19 protein-coding genes and 4 tRNA genes are annotated in these 18,763 nt (G+C 49.8%); 11 read left to right on the top strand and 12 right to left on the bottom strand.

Annotated features, from left to right (window positions below; translation table 11 throughout):
* Positions 1 to 16: 16 nt before the first annotated feature.
* On the bottom strand, positions 17 to 376 hold the full coding sequence (gene dksA / locus G451_RS0123895) for an RNA polymerase-binding protein DksA (RefSeq protein ID WP_027186217.1): 360 nt from the start codon (positions 374 to 376) through the stop codon (positions 17 to 19).
* Between the two features lie 125 nt (positions 377 to 501).
* On the opposite strand from dksA, the gene G451_RS0123890 reads away from it, so the two are divergent.
* From G451_RS0123890 to G451_RS0123860, 7 genes are all read left to right on the top strand, one after another.
* Complete coding sequence (locus tag G451_RS0123890; protein ID WP_034643879.1) at positions 502 to 1,233, top strand: Rossmann-like domain-containing protein; 732 nt, start codon at positions 502 to 504, stop codon at positions 1,231 to 1,233.
* A 60-nt stretch (positions 1,234 to 1,293) separates the two neighbouring features.
* Positions 1,294 to 1,368, top strand: a tRNA-Gly gene (locus tag G451_RS0123885).
* A 74-nt stretch (positions 1,369 to 1,442) separates the two neighbouring features.
* Positions 1,443 to 1,517: transfer RNA gene (locus G451_RS0123880), tRNA-Cys, on the top strand.
* Between the two features lie 5 nt (positions 1,518 to 1,522).
* A tRNA-Gly gene (locus G451_RS0123875) sits at positions 1,523 to 1,597 on the top strand.
* A gap of 66 nt (positions 1,598 to 1,663) precedes the next feature.
* Positions 1,664 to 2,419 carry a class I SAM-dependent methyltransferase gene (locus G451_RS0123870; RefSeq protein ID WP_051261846.1) on the top strand — a complete coding sequence of 252 codons (756 nt, stop codon included), beginning with the start codon at positions 1,664 to 1,666 and terminating at the stop codon, positions 2,417 to 2,419.
* Complete coding sequence (locus G451_RS0123865) at positions 2,412 to 4,154, top strand: YcaO-like family protein (RefSeq protein ID WP_027186214.1); 1,743 nt, start codon at positions 2,412 to 2,414, stop codon at positions 4,152 to 4,154. Before G451_RS0123870 ends, G451_RS0123865 begins: the two co-directional genes overlap by 8 nt.
* Before the next feature lie 260 nt (positions 4,155 to 4,414).
* A complete protein-coding gene (locus tag G451_RS0123860) occupies positions 4,415 to 4,732 on the top strand; it encodes a TusE/DsrC/DsvC family sulfur relay protein (RefSeq protein WP_027186213.1) in 318 nt (105 codons plus the stop codon).
* Positions 4,733 to 5,019: 287 nt separating this feature from the next.
* Here the strand turns inward: G451_RS0123860 and G451_RS31415 are convergent, their stop codons facing one another.
* A complete protein-coding gene (locus G451_RS31415; protein ID WP_034643876.1) occupies positions 5,020 to 7,737 on the bottom strand; it encodes a tetratricopeptide repeat protein in 2,718 nt (905 codons plus the stop codon).
* A 40-nt stretch (positions 7,738 to 7,777) separates the two neighbouring features.
* On the opposite strand from G451_RS31415, the gene G451_RS0123850 reads away from it, so the two are divergent.
* Positions 7,778 to 8,140, top strand: coding sequence for a molybdenum cofactor biosynthesis protein MoaE (locus G451_RS0123850; protein ID WP_027186212.1), 363 nt, complete (start codon positions 7,778 to 7,780; stop codon positions 8,138 to 8,140).
* 31 nt (positions 8,141 to 8,171) lie between these two features.
* On the opposite strand, the gene G451_RS31410 is transcribed toward G451_RS0123850, so the two are convergent.
* Positions 8,172 to 9,026, bottom strand: a complete 855-nt coding sequence (locus G451_RS31410) for a glycosyltransferase family 2 protein (RefSeq protein ID WP_034643873.1) — start codon at positions 9,024 to 9,026, stop codon at positions 8,172 to 8,174.
* A gap of 55 nt (positions 9,027 to 9,081) precedes the next feature.
* On the opposite strand from G451_RS31410, the gene G451_RS31405 reads away from it, so the two are divergent.
* Positions 9,082 to 9,858 (top strand): UPF0280 family protein, encoded by a 777-nt coding sequence (locus tag G451_RS31405; RefSeq protein ID WP_034643870.1) that lies wholly within the window; start codon positions 9,082 to 9,084, stop codon positions 9,856 to 9,858.
* A gap of 103 nt (positions 9,859 to 9,961) precedes the next feature.
* Here G451_RS31405 and dnaA read toward each other — a convergent pair whose 3' ends face one another.
* From dnaA to G451_RS0123805, 7 genes are all read right to left on the bottom strand, one after another.
* Positions 9,962 to 11,302 carry a chromosomal replication initiator protein DnaA gene (gene dnaA / locus G451_RS0123835; protein WP_027186211.1) on the bottom strand — a complete coding sequence of 447 codons (1,341 nt, stop codon included), beginning with the start codon at positions 11,300 to 11,302 and terminating at the stop codon, positions 9,962 to 9,964.
* A 523-nt stretch (positions 11,303 to 11,825) separates the two neighbouring features.
* On the bottom strand, positions 11,826 to 12,551 hold the full coding sequence (thyX, locus tag G451_RS0123830; RefSeq protein WP_027186210.1) for an FAD-dependent thymidylate synthase: 726 nt from the start codon (positions 12,549 to 12,551) through the stop codon (positions 11,826 to 11,828).
* An 11-nt stretch (positions 12,552 to 12,562) separates the two neighbouring features.
* Positions 12,563 to 13,519, bottom strand: a complete 957-nt coding sequence (gene ruvB / locus G451_RS0123825; protein ID WP_027186209.1) for a Holliday junction branch migration DNA helicase RuvB — start codon at positions 13,517 to 13,519, stop codon at positions 12,563 to 12,565.
* A 5-nt stretch (positions 13,520 to 13,524) separates the two neighbouring features.
* Entirely contained in the window at positions 13,525 to 14,130 is a 606-nt protein-coding gene (gene ruvA, locus G451_RS0123820) for a Holliday junction branch migration protein RuvA (protein WP_027186208.1), read from the bottom strand.
* Positions 14,127 to 14,645: a crossover junction endodeoxyribonuclease RuvC gene (gene ruvC, locus G451_RS0123815; protein WP_027186207.1), complete on the bottom strand. Its 519-nt coding sequence runs from the start codon at positions 14,643 to 14,645 to the stop codon at positions 14,127 to 14,129. The genes ruvA and ruvC overlap by 4 nt, the downstream gene beginning before the upstream one ends.
* A gap of 57 nt (positions 14,646 to 14,702) precedes the next feature.
* The gene (locus tag G451_RS0123810; protein ID WP_027186206.1) at positions 14,703 to 15,446 is read right to left on the bottom strand and encodes a YebC/PmpR family DNA-binding transcriptional regulator; all 744 of its coding nucleotides are present in this window, start codon (positions 15,444 to 15,446) and stop codon (positions 14,703 to 14,705) included.
* Between the two features lie 95 nt (positions 15,447 to 15,541).
* The gene (locus G451_RS0123805; RefSeq protein WP_027186205.1) at positions 15,542 to 16,135 is read right to left on the bottom strand and encodes an RlmE family RNA methyltransferase; all 594 of its coding nucleotides are present in this window, start codon (positions 16,133 to 16,135) and stop codon (positions 15,542 to 15,544) included.
* Between the two features lie 164 nt (positions 16,136 to 16,299).
* Here G451_RS0123805 and G451_RS0123800 point away from each other — a divergent pair, with 164 nt between their 5' ends.
* A complete protein-coding gene (locus tag G451_RS0123800) occupies positions 16,300 to 17,847 on the top strand; it encodes a glycosyltransferase family protein (RefSeq protein WP_027186204.1) in 1,548 nt (515 codons plus the stop codon).
* 39 nt (positions 17,848 to 17,886) lie between these two features.
* Positions 17,887 to 17,962, top strand: a tRNA-Ala gene (locus G451_RS0123795).
* Between the two features lie 189 nt (positions 17,963 to 18,151).
* Here the strand turns inward: G451_RS0123795 and G451_RS0123790 are convergent.
* Both G451_RS0123790 and G451_RS34880 read right to left on the bottom strand, forming a co-directional pair.
* Complete coding sequence (locus tag G451_RS0123790; RefSeq protein WP_156921797.1) at positions 18,152 to 18,499, bottom strand: hypothetical protein; 348 nt, start codon at positions 18,497 to 18,499, stop codon at positions 18,152 to 18,154.
* Between the two features lie 15 nt (positions 18,500 to 18,514).
* Positions 18,515 to 18,763: hypothetical protein (locus tag G451_RS34880; protein WP_211236386.1), on the bottom strand; the 249-nt coding region annotated here is incomplete at its 5' end.

Here is an 18,763-nt window from a genome sequence, read left to right as displayed (position 1 = left end):
AAACGCAAACGCCGAACTAATTGCGCGTACGCTCGTCTTCTTCCTGTTTGCTTTTGCATTTGATACACAACGTCGTCACGGGACGTGCCTTCAGTCGTGCAACGGAAATTTCATCACCGCACTCGACGCATTCTCCAAAGACACCATCATCAATGCGATCCATGGCGGATTTGATTTTCTTAATAAGTTTTCGTTCGCGGTCTCGCAGACGTAAAGTAAACGCCCGATCAGATTCCGCTGTAGCGCGATCTGCAGGGTCGGCGTAGACTTCGACGGTATCGGTCATATCCTCAAGCGTCTCTTCCCCTTTTTTGAGGATATCCTGCATCATAGCGTTTAACATATCGCGAAAGTATTCAATATCTTTTTGGTCCATTGTGTTCCTCCACCTCGGTAAGGTTGGTCGCTCAAAGGATAAAAATCAAGCCGCTCTACTAAAATCTTGCTTGACCGTAAAGTCCAACATTCGTAATTTTATAATTTCCTTCAAGGAGCCATGGTATGAAACCATCTATTCTTCACCAAATTGTATCGAATCTGCCAGACGTCAAGGACTCCCCAGTCGCAAAAATCATTCAAGGCGATTGTATGTGTGCTGTTCAGGGGAACAGGACCGGTCTCGCTTCACGGTCGAACGGATTATTCGAAATCAGTCCACCGCAGGATAAAACGGTTATGGAACTGATTCGACTCTTTATCGACACGCCAACCGCTCCCTCTCCAGCGTTTGATCCTTCATGGTGCATGGGGTCCATTAATTCGCTCCTCCCTCCTCCCGACAACGCCATTGATTTCAAAGCGCAAGATCTCATTCTCAAAAAAGGAGAAGGAAAACGTGTAGTGGTCATTGGCCATTTTCCTTTCGTTGAACGCATGGGGGATCGTTTCGCATCGTTTGATGTACTCGAACTCTCTCCCAAACCCGGCGATGTGCCCGCGGCCAAGGCGCCAGAGCTTTTGCCTCAAGCCGATGTGATTGCCTTGACCGGCACGACCTTCCTTAACAACACACTGGATGCACTGGTTGACCTTTGCCCGAAAAACGCGTTCTTGATGATGCTCGGTCCTACCACACCATTCTCCCCCGTTCTCTTCGATGCCGGTTTTGATGTGCTCTGCGGGAGTGAAGTTGTGGATGAAGCGACTGCTCTCCAAGGGATTGCACAAGGATTGCCCTTTAAAAAACTTCAAGGCGTTCGGTACCGAATGGTCTTGCGAGAAAAAAATTTATAATTTTTTTCTTTTTTTGCTTGACGTCGAGGCCTGTCCCAGCTAAACGATCTCTCTCTGCACGCGGGAGTAACTCAGTGGTAGAGTGCAACCTTGCCAAGGTTGAAGTCGCGGGTTCAAATCCCGTCTCCCGCTCCAGAAAAAAATAATGCTTCTCTCAGATTTCTGTTGACACCACGAAGCATTGAGAGTAAAGTCTTTCTTCGAATTTTGGCGGCATAGCCAAGTGGTAAGGCAGAGGTCTGCAAAACCTCCATTCTCCGGTTCAAATCCGGATGCCGCCTCCATATTCGCGGGAGTAACTCAGTGGTAGAGTGCAACCTTGCCAAGGTTGAAGTCGCGGGTTCAAATCCCGTCTCCCGCTCCACTCCACCAATAAGCCGGCCTCAGGCCGGCTTTTTTTTAGCCTGATGCGCCTGACAAGGAGCTCTGCATGTCCGCATCCCTCGATTATTCATTACAAGACGTTCTTGCTTCCACCTCCCTCGACGACCTTCTGACTTTGGCTCGGAAACGATATGATATCGTTTTTGAACCATTGACCATCGGTGATACGCATCTCGAACTTTTACAAATTCGGGATATGGCAACGTATATCGAAGCGTTGGATCGGGACACCGCCCCTGGAGAAAAACTCGAACTTCCTTTTTGGGCCAAAATCTGGCCGACGTCCGTCCTCTTGGGATATGTCGTCCAAAAAATACCATCTGCCAACGCTCCCGAACTTCTGGAAATCGGAGCAGGCATTGGTATATGTGGACTCGCCGCAGCCAAAGCCGGATTTCGAGCAACGATTACGGATATCGCTCCCGATGCGGCCCTGTTCACTCACATCAATATTTTAAAAAATAATCTCGTTGGCCAAGCAAAAGCCGCAGTGGCTGACTTCACTTCCACGCGGCTCGATGAGACGTATGACATTATCATCGGCTCAGAAGTGCTGTATATGGAACCGACATATCGGGCACTTGCTAAATTCCTGAACGCTCACCTTAAGCCCAATGCCAATTCTCAGATTGTTTTAGCGCGCGACTACCATCGCAAACCTAAAAAATTCTTCAAGCTCATCGAACGTGATTTCAATATTGACGAGAAACCTATCGGATTCAAACCATCTTCAGGTGATGGCAATGCTCAGGATAGGCAACTCAGCCTTATCACACGTCTTACCCCGAAAAAACATGCGTAAACTCGCTTCTCGAAAGAAAGGTTATACCAAGGATTCGGACAAGCTCATCTCTCCAGAGGTAACCGTTGCCGACGCCAAGAAGGCGTTTGGAGCGCTCGGCAACGATGTGTTGGCCGAAACCCGGCGTATTGATACTGGTCGTCTTGGCATCCCTGTTTTCTTGAGCGTCTGTGGCGACGCAGCCCGAGCGGTTATGCCCACCCGCAAACAAATGGGAAAAGGCGCAAGCGTTGCTCAGGCGGAAGCCTCGGCTCTTATGGAATTAGCGGAGCGATATAGTTTCTTTTCCTTCTGGAACACCCCGGAGAATTTCACGGAGTTGACGTATAGCGAAGCTCGTGAGCTGTATAGCGACAAACTCATCCCCGTGTCCGAACTGCTCAAGGCCGTGGGAGAAGAGCTCTCTGAAAAAAACGCTATACGTGTTCTTGACCTTATCCGATGGCGTTTTTGTCCAGCAGTATGCGTCGAATCTGGGGAAACCGTCTATATCCCGCTCGATTTCTTTAAAAAGCTCAATGAATTTAACGGATCAAGTGCGGGCAACTGTCTTGAGGAGTCCATCCTGCAAGGCACGTGTGAACTCGTAGAACGTCATGTCTGTGCCATTATCGATCACGATCAACCACACTTGCCCACCATTGATCCGACGAGTGTAACCGATCCAATCCTTGTTGAACTTCTCGAAAAATTCACCCGCAACGGAATTACCGTTATCCTCAAAGATTTTACGCTTGGCATGCCTGTTCCCACTGTCGGAGCTGTGGCGTATGATCCGGCCTCTTTTCCCGAAGCGTCGGAAATTGTCTTTACGGCCGGCACATCGACCTCACCATCCAAAGCAGCCATTCGAGCCTTAACGGAAATAGCCCAGCTTGCCGGAGATTTCGAATCCGGAAGTAATTATGAAGCGTCCGGTCTGTCCAAGTTTACCGACTTGGCGGATATTGCGTGGCTGGAGAAAGGTACAACCGTTTCCTTGACCAGCCTGCCCGATATTGAAGATGACGATATCCTCATTGAACTTCGCCAGGTAGCAACATCGCTGGCACAACGGCAACGCCGGCTTTTCTCGGTAGAGACAACACAACCGAGCCTCGGAATTCCGACAAATTATAATATTGTCCCCGGCTTTTTATTCCGTGAACGGACACCTCATGCCAGCCTCGGCCTGTTTGCCGGCCGCATTCTTGCTGAAGAAGCTTCCACGATAGAAGCAATCGTTGGCTTGGAAACGTTGGCCGAAATCTACCCACAAGGCCATTTCCTCTCTTTTTTTCATGGTCTCCTCGCTCTACGAACAGAAGGGGCCACAACAGCTGCCTATCACTTCGAACGAGCCATTTCGCAGCAACCCGATGACGAGAACAAGGCATTAGCTCTATTCTATCTGGCCTACAGCCTGACATTGGACGAAAAGTGGCAAGATGCCGTCCCGCTCCTCAACGAAGCAATAACTCGCGATAACCAGGTGAAAGAATATTTCAACCTGCGGGGTGTATGCGCTTTCAAAGCACAGAATTATGAAGCCGCGGCAACCGACTTCGAAGCGGCCCTTGATCTTGACTCGGGATCGGCAATGGACTTGGCGAATCTCGGTTTATGCCATAAGTTTCTGGGGCGCACCGAAGCGGCTATACATTGCCTCAACAACGCGTTACGCTTGGACCCAAGCCTTGACTTTATCCACGACCATTTGAAAGAACTCATAGCCGACGACAATTCAGACACGTAAAATGCAAAGAGCGTGCGTAAAATCGTTGACAATAACTCCCTTTCCCTTTTAGGTATCGAAACTCGATGGGGTTGGGGGTTACTTCATCAACTCTCGTTCTGGTATGCAGGCAAGTCCTCGCACTCAGAATGATGCCTCAAGTCATGAAACAGCGGATCGCTGTTTTACGTTAAAGGTCCCGATTTAAGGAGTTTTGACACGACGTTATACTCGTGATAGGAACTCCGAACTCTCAACACAATCCTTAAGGAGGATGCAGAATGCCCAGCGTAGAATTCCAGGGAAAAAACTTTGATATCGACGAAGATGGCTTCTTGCAGCGCTTTGAAGACTGGTGCCCCGAGTGGGTTGATTACGTCAAAGACAGCGAAGGCATCAAGGACCTGACCGACGAACACAACAAGGTCATCGAATTCCTGCAGGACTACTACAAAAAGAATGGCATCGCCCCCATGGTTCGCATTCTTTCCAAGGTCACCGGCTACAAGCTCAAACACATCTATGAGCTGTTCCCCTCCGGACCGGGTAAAGGAGCCTGTAAAATGGCTGGCCTGCCCAAACCCACTGGCTGCGTGTAAATCGCATCCTTCATCAGCCAACACAAAAGCGGAGCCACGGCCCCGCTTTTTTTTTGTCGTTTCAACGCTGCTTTTTCTTCTCTGAGATCATCTTGTCGTTTGAAGAGACTTCAACCACACAGTAAAATACGAAAGTTTTATCAATAAATCAGCGCCATCGTTAAAACGGTTCATGTCGTTCGCAACCAGTTTTGATCCCTACAAAATAGCAGGAGGAAATCTCCTCTACGAGGAGGCATTCCCTCCAGTCGTTTCGTCAATTCATCACACCCGACAATAAAGCAGATTCAACGTTTCTTCCGAGCCTCCTCACGTGCCTCCTCACGAGCACGTTCTCGCCGTTCTTTGGCTTGGCGTATTTTTTCTTTCTTTTCATCCTGCTTCTTCTGAGTTTCATCATCAACTTTCTTAAAAATCTCCTGCTTCTTCCCTTCAAATGAGACAGCTGTTTTAATCGCCGCCAAGGCAAGAGCAATAATACTGAGAATGATGACTAAACCGCGTTGCAGTTGCCATTTTTGCCGCTCAACAAGATCCGCAATCCAAAATTGACCGGTTTTATGGAAAATATAGATAAACAACGGGACAAACACGAGAGATAAACCAAGGCCGATAACTTCAAGCCAAACAAAATTCCGTCCCAGCAGCATAACAAACAATGTCGCATCACGAATAATGCGTAGTGTGACGAGACGCGCTTTCAGTGTTTTTATGCGTTCTTCCACTTCATCGACGAAAATTTGTGACTTGCGGAAGTTCTGTGCCACATGCTGCGAGGAGGTCCGCATCCAATTCAGTTTTGACGCGCAAAAGTTGAAATCTTTGTTAAAATCCCGCAACAGTTTGGGAAATGGGAACCAGGCCGCTTCCCTCGAAATGGCACGGAGTTCATCATATTGTCGCACATTCTTATTCTGTAAGACTTTGATTTCTTTATCGACGGTCTCCCGGAGATCATTCTGGATATCTTCATACCCCTTTATGACCCGTTTATATGCGACATAGTTATTAATTTTGGAGAGACGTGTAATCTCTGCAAGGCGTGCATCGCCATCTGTGATGAATTCGTTTTCTTCCGGAAACCAACTACGCATGTTTTCGGACATCTTCGGCAAATCTTCGATCGTCTCTTCGACTTCTTTTTTCGCCTTACTCCATGCTCGCCACAGCGAGGTCAAAACATGAAGACGTCCGCGCTCGAGTTCCGGATCAATAAGAAGGCGATTGAAGATGTGGGGATTCGTTTCCATGGCTTCATAGAACACACTCATCCCTTGGTCGGTAAATCCCATTTTGACCATACAAACGCCCTGACGATACGAGCATTCGTACCAACGAGGACACTCGCGGTGCGCCTGTTTATAGCATTCAATGGCCTTTTGGTACTCTCCCATGATCTCCAGTCCGCGTCCCTGAAGAAATGTATGGTACGAGCGCTGAAGGGCTGTATAGGAAAAACGCGCTCCTTCCTGCCAGTAATACAACGCGTTCGGCCAATCCCCCGCCTCCATGGCCAGGTTGCCCTGCAAACTGCGCGGTTGAAACGCTCGCACATATTTACTCAACGCCTCGCCAACCTGTCGTTCGGCACTGGCTAAATCATTATTGCGTAAACTCTCGAGCGACGCCCAAATGATCTCCCCTTCAGGTTCATTGAGTTGCTGGAGCCCCTGGGGGAGTTCTTTTCCTCGAGATCTCCACACAAGGCCCATCATGCGAAGTTGTGAGGCAAAATTAATTTCAAACACGGCCCGAAGAAGTGTCGATTTTTCATCGGTCTCTTCGAGCATGCTCGTCATTCCCTCGACAGGTTCCTTGGAAAGACTGGCATTGAGTTCGCCAAAAAGCTCGTTGATTTGCTTCATGTCGATTTCGGACATGGCATCCCATGTTTCCGGCGTCCAGTTGGGAATACGTTTGCTTGGACAAATCGTCGGAGGGTGGTTCGTTAGGCCACAATAAAAACATGGAGCCAATTTGCCCGCAAACGCCTCGGAGGGGTACTGAATCGTTAGGCTACCGACATCGCGATCAGTCGAGTCGCTGGAGAGAGAAACATTGCACCAATCCTCCAGCGAATTCACTTGCGCACCATAATTCACTTCATGGATGGTGAAATCTCCCCCCAGGAGGAGTGCCGAGCGGTAGCTCATATGGGGGAAATCAGGAGTGAGTTGCTTCCAATCAATGCGCAATTTCTTCGGAAGGTCTTTACTGAAATTGTGTCCCTTGCGCGGTACGGTCACAATGACGCATGGCCAGTACTTCCCTTCTTGACGGTTATCTTTGATCCGGTCGATAAACGAAAGATATTCTTGGCACCAGGACTGAAAGAGGCGCAGTCCTTCAAGCTGAAAAATAAGATAGCCTTCATGAAAAATATACTTGATGCCAAGTCGTTCAAGCATAGCCTGGATTTGTGAATATATTCCACGCCAGCCTTCAGAAAATTTTTTGTCAAGGGGGTCGCCAAGAGGACGAATGATGTATATCCATCCGAGAGATGATTCGAACGACAATCCGGGAGCAGCTTGCAGCACTTCCCAATCGTGCTTGGCAAGCCCGGAGACAATGTTCGACTTTTTGAGGTAGAGTCCGGGGACGTTGGTCACCATGGAACGAAGGTTGGGATGGACCCAAACTTCAAGCTCATCGGGCGGTCTAATACTTTGTTCGGCAAGATCCTCGGCAATCGACAACGACAATTCCATCTTGTATCCGACAAGAACTGTCACTGGAATTGCCTGGAAAAACACCGGTAGCTGATTGACCCGCGCCCAGACCTGCAGTCGAGCCAACGCGCGAAGTCCTTCATCGCCAAAAAAGAACCACAGGCACTGATGGCTTTCTTCGCCCAACATAAAACCACCATACTCGCGCATGGTATGGTACACGGCCTGATCGATGGAGCCCGACCACAGCATCCAGACCCCAAGTCCCGAAGACACCATGCGAGACTGACTGATGATGGGCAATTTTTTCAAAAGCGAAGAAAGTTTATACATGAAACCTACTCACAGCAGACGATTTAAGGAGGAAAACGTCATGGACATTTCCAAAACAATTGCCGAACTGAAGAAAGAACCGGGCTTCGCTGAAAACGTGGGCATGGTTCTCGTGCATAACGGTGTTGTCCGCGGTACCACTCGAAACAAAGACAAAACCGTATCGCGTCTCAAAGTCACTCCTGATCACGATAAAATCGAGGCGCTCTGTCAGGAATTCTCAAAAAAGCCGGGTATTTTCAAGGTTATTGCCAAAGCTCACGAAGGTATTTTTGAACCAGGCGACGATTTGCTCTTTATTATCGTCGCAGGCGACATCCGCGAAAACGTCAGTACCGTTCTCATGGACGCATTGAATACCATCAAAAAAGAAGCCGTCAGCAAGGTTGAGTACACTGATTAATCAACAGATACCTTTTATATCATTTGGCCTGCTACCGCATCGTGCTCAGAGCCACATCGACTTTCTCCGCGATGCGGCAGGCCTCTTCGGGTTTATCGCGTTTGAGGCAACCTTTGACATACACATCGCGTTTTTTGGTCAAAACCCGGATCACCGCGGTTCGTCGCTCCCCCACCAACCGAGGATGACCGAGAAGAGCAATCAGGGAATATATACGGTAGAGATCAAGCCCGATAATTTTTCGTGAAAGTTGGTCTTCATGTCCCCCGTATTTGATGGCCAACGCTTCATCAAGCAAGCCAACAGGATAATCCAATAGCGCTCGAAGCCACAGGTCGTAATCTTCGCAGGCAAGAAGCGTTTCGTCAAAGGGGCCGCATTCACACCAAAATTGCCGAGTAAAGGCTACTGTCGACGGACTGACGAGACACATGGTCAATGCTTTTTCAAAAAAATGACCGTGTGGCTTGGCATGTTTATTCATGGGATTGACCCGCACCCCGTGACGAACCCAAATTTCCTGGGTTTGGCATATTGCGTAGCCATACTCGTGCATGAATTGCAGTTGCCGTTCCATTTTTTCAGGCAACCAAACATCGTCGGAATCAAGCAAAGCAATGATATCCGCTCGTGCCAACGCAATTCCAGTATTTCTGGCTGCGGAGACCCCCGCATTGGGCTGTGTTGTGACACGTAATCGCACGTCGTCAAAAGCAGTAAGAATCTCCATCGTATTGTCGGTTGAGCCGTCATCAACCACAATGCATTCCACGTCTTGGAAGGTCTGTTGCAAAACCGACCGGATCGCGTTTCCGACACAACGACTTCGGTTATAGGTGGGGATCACGACGGAAACCGCAGGTTGATCCCCTGCCGCCTTTGACATACATGTACCCTTTCTTTCATCATTATCAGCGCCTATCAGGCCAATGACGATGTATATGGCTAAAAAAACTACTCCTTCACACCCTAGCCCACGTCACCTTGATGTTGATCGCGCCTATCGTCGGCATCATCCGGAACAGGGCGAAGTCGCCTTTCAAGTTGTTTTGGAACACACCGACCTGCATATCATTGCAGAAACCGACCTCAGTACAACTGTAACCGAAACAGTGCGACGGCTTCGCGCCGAGATCAAGACATTTATCACGCTTCATCCTGAATTCAGCCATAGCTTAACGCCGGTCGATGTCTCTGACGAAGCTCCGCGCATTGTGCGTATAATGGCAGAGGCTGGCCGCCTCGCTCATGTCGGTCCTATGGCTGCCGTCGCTGGGGCCATCGCCCAAGCTGTTGCGGAAGAACATGTATCCCAAAGCCCCAATTTGCTTGTCGAAAACGGGGGCGATGTGTTCATGCACTCGACACGTTCTCGCGTTATCGGCCTGTTAGCGCGTCCAGTTCAAGGGATTCGCCTCGGTCTGACGCTTTCCCCAGAGGATTTTCCAACAGCCTTGTGTGCCTCGTCGGCCACCATCGGTCACTCGCTGAGCTTCGGGCTGGCTGATATGGTCACGGTACGATCTTCCTCGGCTGCCGTCGCCGATGCCTTTGCCACGGCACTTGCCAACGCCATTTCCACGCCTGAGGATCTCAAACAGGTAGCCAAGAACGCTCCAAAGCTCAAGTCACGTGGTGTAGAAGGATTTTTCGCCCAACTCGGTGATGAAATAGCCGTATGGGGGAACATGCAGCTCACCGCTATTGAAGAGACATAGCACATGATTTTCGAAGGAGATATTTCCCCGCCCACACCAAAAGAAAGGCAGAACGGAAACCGTTCTGCCTTTCTTTTTACAGGCCACTGAAAATGAGAAGGAATTATGCCGTCAATTTATCGAGAGTCTTTTCCAGTTCGCGGCCCAGGGGGGTTTTCATGGACATGTGACGTTCAATGGTCGTAATGCCCTTGATAACCGTGGAGTGACGGCGATTAAATTGGTGACCGATATCCTGCAGCGACAATTCCGTATGTTTGCGTGCCAAGAAAAAAGCAGTGTTGCGCGCAAGAACAAATTGACGTTTCCGACTTTTGGAACGCAATTGCTCCACACTTGTATCATAAGTGTTACATATGAACTGCACAATCTGATTCATGCTGAGATTATCAGGGTCAGTATTGTAATTTTTAAGCACCTGCATGGCGAGTTCGGCGGTGATATTGCGCTTCAGCAGCCGAGCCTTGAGAATGAGGTTATGCAGACAGCTTTCAAGCTGACGAATGTCCGAGGTAATGCGACCGGCCATCAGTTCGGCAACTTCGCCCGGAACCTGAATTTGCAAGCTCTGCGCTTTACGATTCAGGATATGCAAACGGGTCGGCATATCAGGTTTGTCAATAACCGCGAGAAAACCGGCATTGAAACGAGACGAAAGCTGGCTGTCAACACCATTGAGTTCTTTCGGCAAAAAAGAACTCGTAAAGACAACTTTGCATCCACGGGAATTCAAGGCATTGATTGTATTCAGGAGCTCGTCTTGGAGCTTCATTTTCCCCTGAAAAAAGTGGATATCTTCCAAAAGAAGCATATCGACATTCTCACGGAAAAAAGACTTGAAACGTTCAATTTCTTTCGTTTTCAACGCCATGACCATGCGCGAGGCAAACTCTTCAGCCGTCAGATAGACGACGCGCTTTTTGGCAATGTTTTGCTTCGAGGCCATGCTTGCACCAATAGCCTGCAGCAAATGCGTTTTGCCGAGACCAGGGCTAGAACATAAGTACAATTGATCGGCAGCATAATGCTTGCGACAGATATCTTGCGATGCTGCATATGCTAATTCGTTACATGGACCGACGACAAAGTCATCAAATGAAAAACGGAAAATATCTCGCGTGCTGACCGGATCCTGGTGCACGGGCAGATGAAGCTGCTCCATGCCGTGAACGGTTTCTTGAACGCTCATGACAGCTCGAGGCTTCTGCTCAGACGAAGCCTGTACCGAGAGACGAGGCCGAAAACCTACAACTTGAGTGGCTGCCTCTATAATGGCGTCCATCAGACGCTCTTTAACCCATGACGCGACAAAAGGGTTGGGCGCAATGACGGTCATTTCCTCCCCGTCAATTTCTGCACTCAACGGTTTAATCCATACCTGGTACAAACCAGGATTCAGACTCGACTCTAAGATGCGTTTGGTACTCTTCCACATGGCGTTCATGAAGCGCAACCTACAGCTGTGCACACAAAACGTAAAAGCTGATTAGGCCATGCTAGACTCGTCTACCCGACATGTTTCTCTACAGCATAACCCACTAAAAAAACTATCTTATCCCAATATCCTCATGGTTTTTGGAAACAATCGACACAGTCGAGAGAGGGCGCCATTGCTGGCCTTTCGGGTTTTCTCAATTTTTTTATCCACAGATTGTGAATATTTTTTCCACAGGTATATTCTTCAATAAATAGAAATATCTCAGTTTTCTTTGTGAATTTGAACGAAGAAACGACTGTTTCTCATTTAATAGCTGTCAATACCCTTGAAAACACATCCATACACGGAGAAAACGCGCATGAGCCCAATGTTCGTGGAGTTGTCAACCCTTTTTTATTCAAGACTTTTTTTATTTTTTTGAAAATCTTAGAAAAAGGCAAAGACGCACTATCGCAAAATGCAATTGACGCCTTTGCCCTATATAGCCCTATAAATGGGCTAAAATCAGCTATTATGGGGGATTGGGGGCTTATTGACCCAAAAGGGGATATTTGCCGCACGTAAAGGCTGCGTTCTCAGGACAATACCTCAAACGTTCGCATTTTGCTCCCGCGACGGCAAAGACAACGGGCAAAGCCATACGACACTCCTTGAGCATGAGATCGGCTAAAGCTCGGATTTCCCACTGAGCGCGCATACAACACCGCAACTCAAAGAAATGGATGAGAGATCGACAATTCATGGTCACGACAATCTTGGACCCCGCGGCGTTGGGTAAAACAAACCGTGCGTCTTCATTCGATTTCTTTCCGCGATGAGCCAACAGTTCCTGAAGTTTCCCGTATGTCTCCTCGGCATGGGCCATAAAGGATTCGAACACTTCCTTTGCCTCTGGGATACCGGCAATAGCGGGAGGCATGATATATCCGAAACCGCCAGCATCCACATACCGCTGACTCTGCTGAGAATACGATGCGATACGATGTCGTACAAGTTGGTGGGTCAGTGCGCGAGACACCCCGGAAATCGCAAAGGTGAAACTGACATGTTCAATCGGCGAGTCATGGCCGGATTGCATGACTTTCTCAATGAACTCCGCTTGCTTGTCTTGACTAATTTCGCCGGAGAGCAATTTGGGCCACATGTCGCCGACAAACCCGGCATGATAGCATTGTCGAAAGGCGGCATAAATAAGTGACAAGGCATCAGGCGTTTCAGCCAAAAGCCGCACATCGAGATTCTGAACTACTGGCATGGCGATTTCCTTTACAAGGTGACTTTCAGATGACGATACGCCTTGGCCGTGGCGACCCGTCCGCGAGCTGTCCGTTTGATAAGCCCGCATTGAATAAGAAACGGCTCGTAAATCTCTTCGAGCGCCCTGACTTCTTCGCAGCAGGCGACGGCCAACGTTTTGATACCAACAGGCCCACCATTGTAATGATTGATGATGATCGACAAAATACGCCGGTCCATCTGATCAAGGCCGCATGGGTCCACATCCAGCCGATCCAATGCTTGCGAGCACACTGTGGCATCAATGGCCTCAGCGCCTTGGACAGCACCGAAATCACGTACGCGCCGTAGAAGACGGTTGGCAATCCGTGGAGTACCGCGTGAACGTCGGCCCAATTCCATGGCCCCATCGTCTGTGAGCGGAACACCGATAATGGATGCCGCACGCAAAACAATATGAGCAAGTTCCTGTGGACTGTAAAATTCGAGGCGTTGGAGAACACCGAAGCGGTCACGCAACGGCGACGTCAACAGCCCAATACGAGTGGTCGCGCCGACAAGAGTAAACGCCTCCAGGTCAATTTTGACGGTTCGAGCCCCCGGCCCTTGCCCAATGATGAGATCCAGCTTGAAATCTTCCATGGCCGGATAGAGTATCTCCTCCACAGCCGGAGGCATACGATGGATTTCATCGATAAAGAGAAGATCTTTGCTCCCCAGATTCGTCAAAATAGCCGCGAGATCACCGGAACGTTCCAAAACCGGTCCGGAGGTGGTGACGAGATTGACACCAAGTTCTCCTGCCATAATCCGCGCCAGGGTCGTTTTCCCTAAACCGGGGCTGCCATAAAATAAAACATGGTCCAAAGCCTGCCCGCGATCACGAGCAGCCTGTAAAAAGACTTCGAGATTGGCCCGGAGTTCGTTTTGCCCGACAAAGTCAGACAACCGTTCCGGACGGATCGATTCATCGTTCCCCGCAGACATCAGGGTCATGCTCGCTCCGCGGCCATGTGTTTCAGCGCCAAACGTAGCGCCATGGAGACATCGGCCTCTGGTTCATCTTCAAAAACAGCTTTCAATGCAGCTCTAGCTTCATCTTCTCGGTAGCCGAGATTGGTCAAACCGGTCAATGCATCCGCAAATGTGTTTGTCGCAGCCGGCTTTCCTTGCACTGGTGTCGGAGCGCCATCCACATCCAACCGATATTTGAGTTCCATAAAAATACGTTGAGCGGATTTCTTGCCAATGCCTGACACCATGGTCAGCGCATTGACATCGTCCCCAACAACAATGGCACGGAGATCATCGGGAGAAAATCGAGATAAAATAGCCAAGCCGGTTTTGGGACCGAGTTTGGTGATGCCGATCAGGGTCACAAAGGTCTTTTTCTCATCCAGGCTGGAAAATCCATAAAGTTCGAGTGCATCTTCCCGAACAATGGTATGGATGAATATACCGGCTTGACCGCCGATGTCGGGAAGTTCAGCCAACACCGATGCACACAGCCTGATGTCGTACCCTACCCCACCCGCCGTGAGAAGCAGGCACCCGGTTTCATCTTTGGCCATGACGCGGCCTTCGAGATATCCAATCATTTCAGCCTGCTTAGCATACGCATGCGATGATGGTTAAGATGACACACCGCCGCGGCTAGGGCATCAGACGCGTCGGCAGCCAAGGTCTTCTTATGACCGAGCAGACGAGCCACCATAAATGCCACTTGGCTCTTTTCTGCCCGCCCGACGCCGACAAGGCTCTTTTTGATAACGGTAGGATCGTACCCGTGGACCGGGACGTTTGCGACAGCACATGCCGCTAACGCTGCACCACGAGCCTGACCAAGTTTTAAAGCCGACGCGGTGTTTTTGGCGAGAAACACATTTTCAACGGCGGCCGCATCGGGTTGTTCCCGGGCAATAAGATCGCGCACATGCGTAAAAATTCGTCCTAAACGAACCGCGAAATCCGGTTCTGCGCCAATGCGAAGACATCCCGCATCCACAAAGGACAACACGCCCGACGTTTCCCGCACAAGACCGTATCCCATGACACGGGAACCGGGATCAAGCCCAAGTACAACCACGCCATTTCCAGGACGCGGAGCCGTCACGAGGACAGCTCCGCACCGACGGCCCCGATCCAATATAATGAACCGTGAGATGCCTGGTTATTCCATGTCATCAAAAAAATCATCAGGAAGATCGAAGTTGGAATAGACTTTTTGCACGTCGTCATTGTCTTCAAGAGCTTCCAACAGCGCGACGAGCTTGGTCCCAGTTTCTTTGTCGACGCCAATCGTGTTTTGCGGCAACAACGAAAGCTCACTCTGGTATTCCATGCCAGCATCGTCGAAGGCTTGTTGTGCGCCCGAAAAATCTTCCGGTGCCACATGCGCTTCTACGGTTTCTTCGTCCGCAATAACATCATCGACACCGGCCTCCAAGCCCACTTCAAGAACTTGTTCTTCGGTATATTTGGTGGCGTCGAACGTCAGGACGCCTTTCTTCTCGAACATCCAGCCGACACAGCCGGCTTCACCCATGGATCCGCCCTTCTTGCTCATGATGTGGCGGACTTCAGCGACGGTTCGGTTGCGGTTGTCCGTAGCGGCTTCAACCAAAATAGCGACGCCACCGGGACCGTAGCCTTCGTACATAACCTCTTCGAAATTTTCTCCGGCCAGTTCGCCCGTGCCTTTTTTGATGGCCATTTCGAGCTTATCTTTGGGTAAGTTCACTGATTTTGCCGCGGCAATGGCGGTTTTCAGGCGATTGTTCAGTGCCGTATCAGCACCACCAGCCTTGGCGGCGAGCATGAGCTCTTTTGTGATCTTGGTGAATATTTTTCCACGCTTGGCATCCTGAACGGATTTCCGCGCCTGAATATTATGCCATTTACTATGTCCGGCCATGTATTCCTCCTGTTGTTCGGGTCGCACAGATCAACCACGCGTCCAGGGAAAGCCCTGGGACGCTCCATTGCCGTGTGCCCGGCATAAAGCGATTATTATTGTGGTTTCGCTCCAAGCCCCACGATGAACACTTCTTTGCTTTCGGAGCGAGAACTTTTCGGTTTGATGGTCTTCACCTTGGTAAAAAGCGGGCGCAGGGAATCTGTGTAGGCTTTTATATCCGGTCCCTGAAAAATTTTGACGACAAAATGGCCTCCTGGTTTGAGGCGCTCTTTCGCCACCTCCAAAGCACTTTCACACAATTCCAAAGAATTGCACTGGTCTGTGAATTTAATGCCCGTTGTTTTGGGAGCCATATCACTCAAGACGATGTCGAACGGACTGTACTGTTCGTACAACTCCTGTAGTGCGCCTTCGGGTTCAAAAACATCGTGAACGAGAAACGTCACATTGTCGGGAAATTCCGTTTGTGTTTCTTGGATATCAACCGACAACACACGTCCGTATGGCCCAACTTTCTTTGCCGCATACAATGTCCAGGAACCCGGTGCCGCCCCCATATCAAGCACGACCTGCCCGGCCTTGAATATATGGCACTGCTTTTCGATTTCCTGAAGCTTGTAGACAGACCGTGCAGGATAGTTTTCCTGTTTGGCCCGTTTAAAATAATGATCCTGATATTTCTTCATGGTGTTTGTCCAATTTGGTATCATACCTGAAGACGCGGACAACGCCAAGAGGGGTCTCCCCGTCGATTCCGACTGAAAAAATGTATTCCATGCGACGACACAGTGAATTTGGTTCCTCCCCGTTGCACTCGTGCAGGCACCCCTCTGGCAAACACAATACCGTTATGACAAAATCACTTCGTCCACTCCGATTACGTGTCCGTAATGAACTCGGCCAAATGCGAACGCTCATGTCCGGTCCCAAGCAATATCTTCGTCAGGATGCCGGTTCAGGCCCATATCTGTGCCTTGGTCTTGGTCCCAACCCTACCGATATGTGCACTCGTCTTGTCCATGATGACGGACTATCAACTCCGAAGCCAAAGGTTTATTATATAGAAAGCGAAGACACGCTGTCACAGTGGACTCCCAGCCAACGTGCGCAGTTCATGGCCGCCATCCCAGGCGACTGGACGCGCATAAAACCAGACCAAATTACACAACACCATTTTGGCCGTGTTTATGCGTATCAGCATGGCATGTCACTCTTTCCATCGTTTTGGGGACCGCTATGGGCGAACTTACTGTTTCCGGTGCCAACCGGTCATATTACGGAGCAATCGATTGCGCTTGTCGGAGACGCGAAAGGATTACTCGTCCAGGAAATTCACACAGCACTGCATGCACTTGGTTTGAATGTGCATCGGATCAATCCGGAGATAACTCACGAAGACCTCAACGATCTCCTGGCCAATGCACGACCACGTCTTTTTCTCAGTGTCAACTTCCAAGGCTTTGACGATCATGGACTCCTCTTCGAACGTTTGACAGCGGCGAACATCCCCTGTGCAACCTGGTGCGTGGACAACCCTTTCCACCTGATCAGTCGACTCAAAGCGCCGTATTGGAAACGACTCCATTTATTTATCACCGACAGTTGGTTTCTCGCGCCTTTAAAAGCACACGGCGCCGAGCAAGTCTATCATTTACCGTTGGCGGTTGACCCCTCGATTTTCCATCCGGGGCACGCTGCACCGCAGCCATCCCTTACCGCACCACTCTTTGTCGGACGAAGCGCGTTTCCCGGTAAAGACGCGTTTTTTGCTGGATGCCGAGTCCCTGACAATATTCTGCGCCACGCTGAAGATATGATACGGCATGGCACACGACCGGACTTCGACTGGTGGATGTCGACACTCGGACAATCATCACTGTGGCCGGGTAAGACTGTACGAACTCTCGGCTTTGCCGCGGAAACGGCCTCCCTCTCTCTTCGTACGGCCGTTCTGTCCAACGTGAGCAAACATTGCGGACTCACCGTTATAGGCGATGAGGGGTGGCACGACCGATTGCCCCATGGCACGGATTTGCGTCCTCCAGTGGACTATTACGGAGCACTCAGCAGTTTTTATGAACATGCCCCAATAACGCTCAATTTGACCAGCCTCCTTCTTCCACATGGCCTGACGCAACGCCACTTCGACGTTTTTGCTAGCGGAGGTCTGCTCGTCACGGACAATACGCCGGGACTCTCTCTCTTTCCTAAAGACCTGACACACCCCATAACGTTCTCGTCCCCCGACCAAGCACCAACGACCATACAACGGCTGCTGGCCAAACCATCCTTATGCACCACTCTCCGCGAAGACTGGAAAACTCTCCTTTTCCGAGACCACACCTATACGAAACGCCTCCAAACACTTTTCGACACAATGTCGATAATTTTTTCTTGACGAATCCTTCATCGTTTCATAAAAATTTGCTCTTCCCACGGGGGTGTAGCTCAATTGGGAGAGCGCAGCGTTCGCAACGCTGAGGCTGCCGGTTCAATCCCGGCCATCTCCACCAAAAATTTCAAAGGCTTACGATTAAAAATCGTAAGCCTTTTTTCTTGGCATACAGCGCCAAATAATTTGAACCTCCGCCCCCCTGAACCCATTCCTCATACAATCGTTTTAAACTATCCCCGCGCACCCCGCGCTAGAAAATTTTGCACACCACGTGCGAAAAAAACACTCTCTAGTAGCCCCGCTCCACCTACACATCCTCCATGCCCACAAACTCCGGTAGTGTTTTGAGATGCACATACGATTGCGCGACAATATCGCCCACATTATCCCCCACAGTCATCGGGAATGGAAACGCAACCGGGACGCACAGCACCCCCACGGCGTCGCCCTCATCATCCAGTGCTGTAATTTGTAACCTATCGATATACCCTACGAATTTTGGCGTAGCATTTGACCGCTCGACACTGGGCGAAAGGACACGAATCAGGGCCGAGGGGATTGTGTACGGAACATCTGATACATATTCTGATGCTCCAGGAAATAGTCCCGCCAGATTAACGCCAGCGGGCACGATATACTGACCACGTAACGCCATAATAACAACCTCCAATCATGCATATCCTTGCACGGCTATATATACATACGAGCCATCCGGCATCGCTGACAAGTTATACGGCAATCCGCTTGACGCATCATGCAAACGCAACACGAGCCGGCTCAAGGTATCACCACCAATATCATCCAGGCCAATCATCGGCCGCACAACGAGAGGACTCCCTGTTGTGTTGTATGCGACCGATGCAACACAGTTGAGGATGGATGCAAACACACCAGTCGACGATTTTATGTGTAGATTGTT

The sequence above is a fragment of the Desulfovibrio inopinatus DSM 10711 genome (genome assembly GCF_000429305.1).
Classification (GTDB): domain Bacteria; phylum Desulfobacterota; class Desulfovibrionia; order Desulfovibrionales; family Desulfovibrionaceae; genus Alteridesulfovibrio; species Alteridesulfovibrio inopinatus.
Note: the sequence above shows the minus strand (reverse complement) of the source record. Positions and strands in the feature narration are given on the sequence as shown.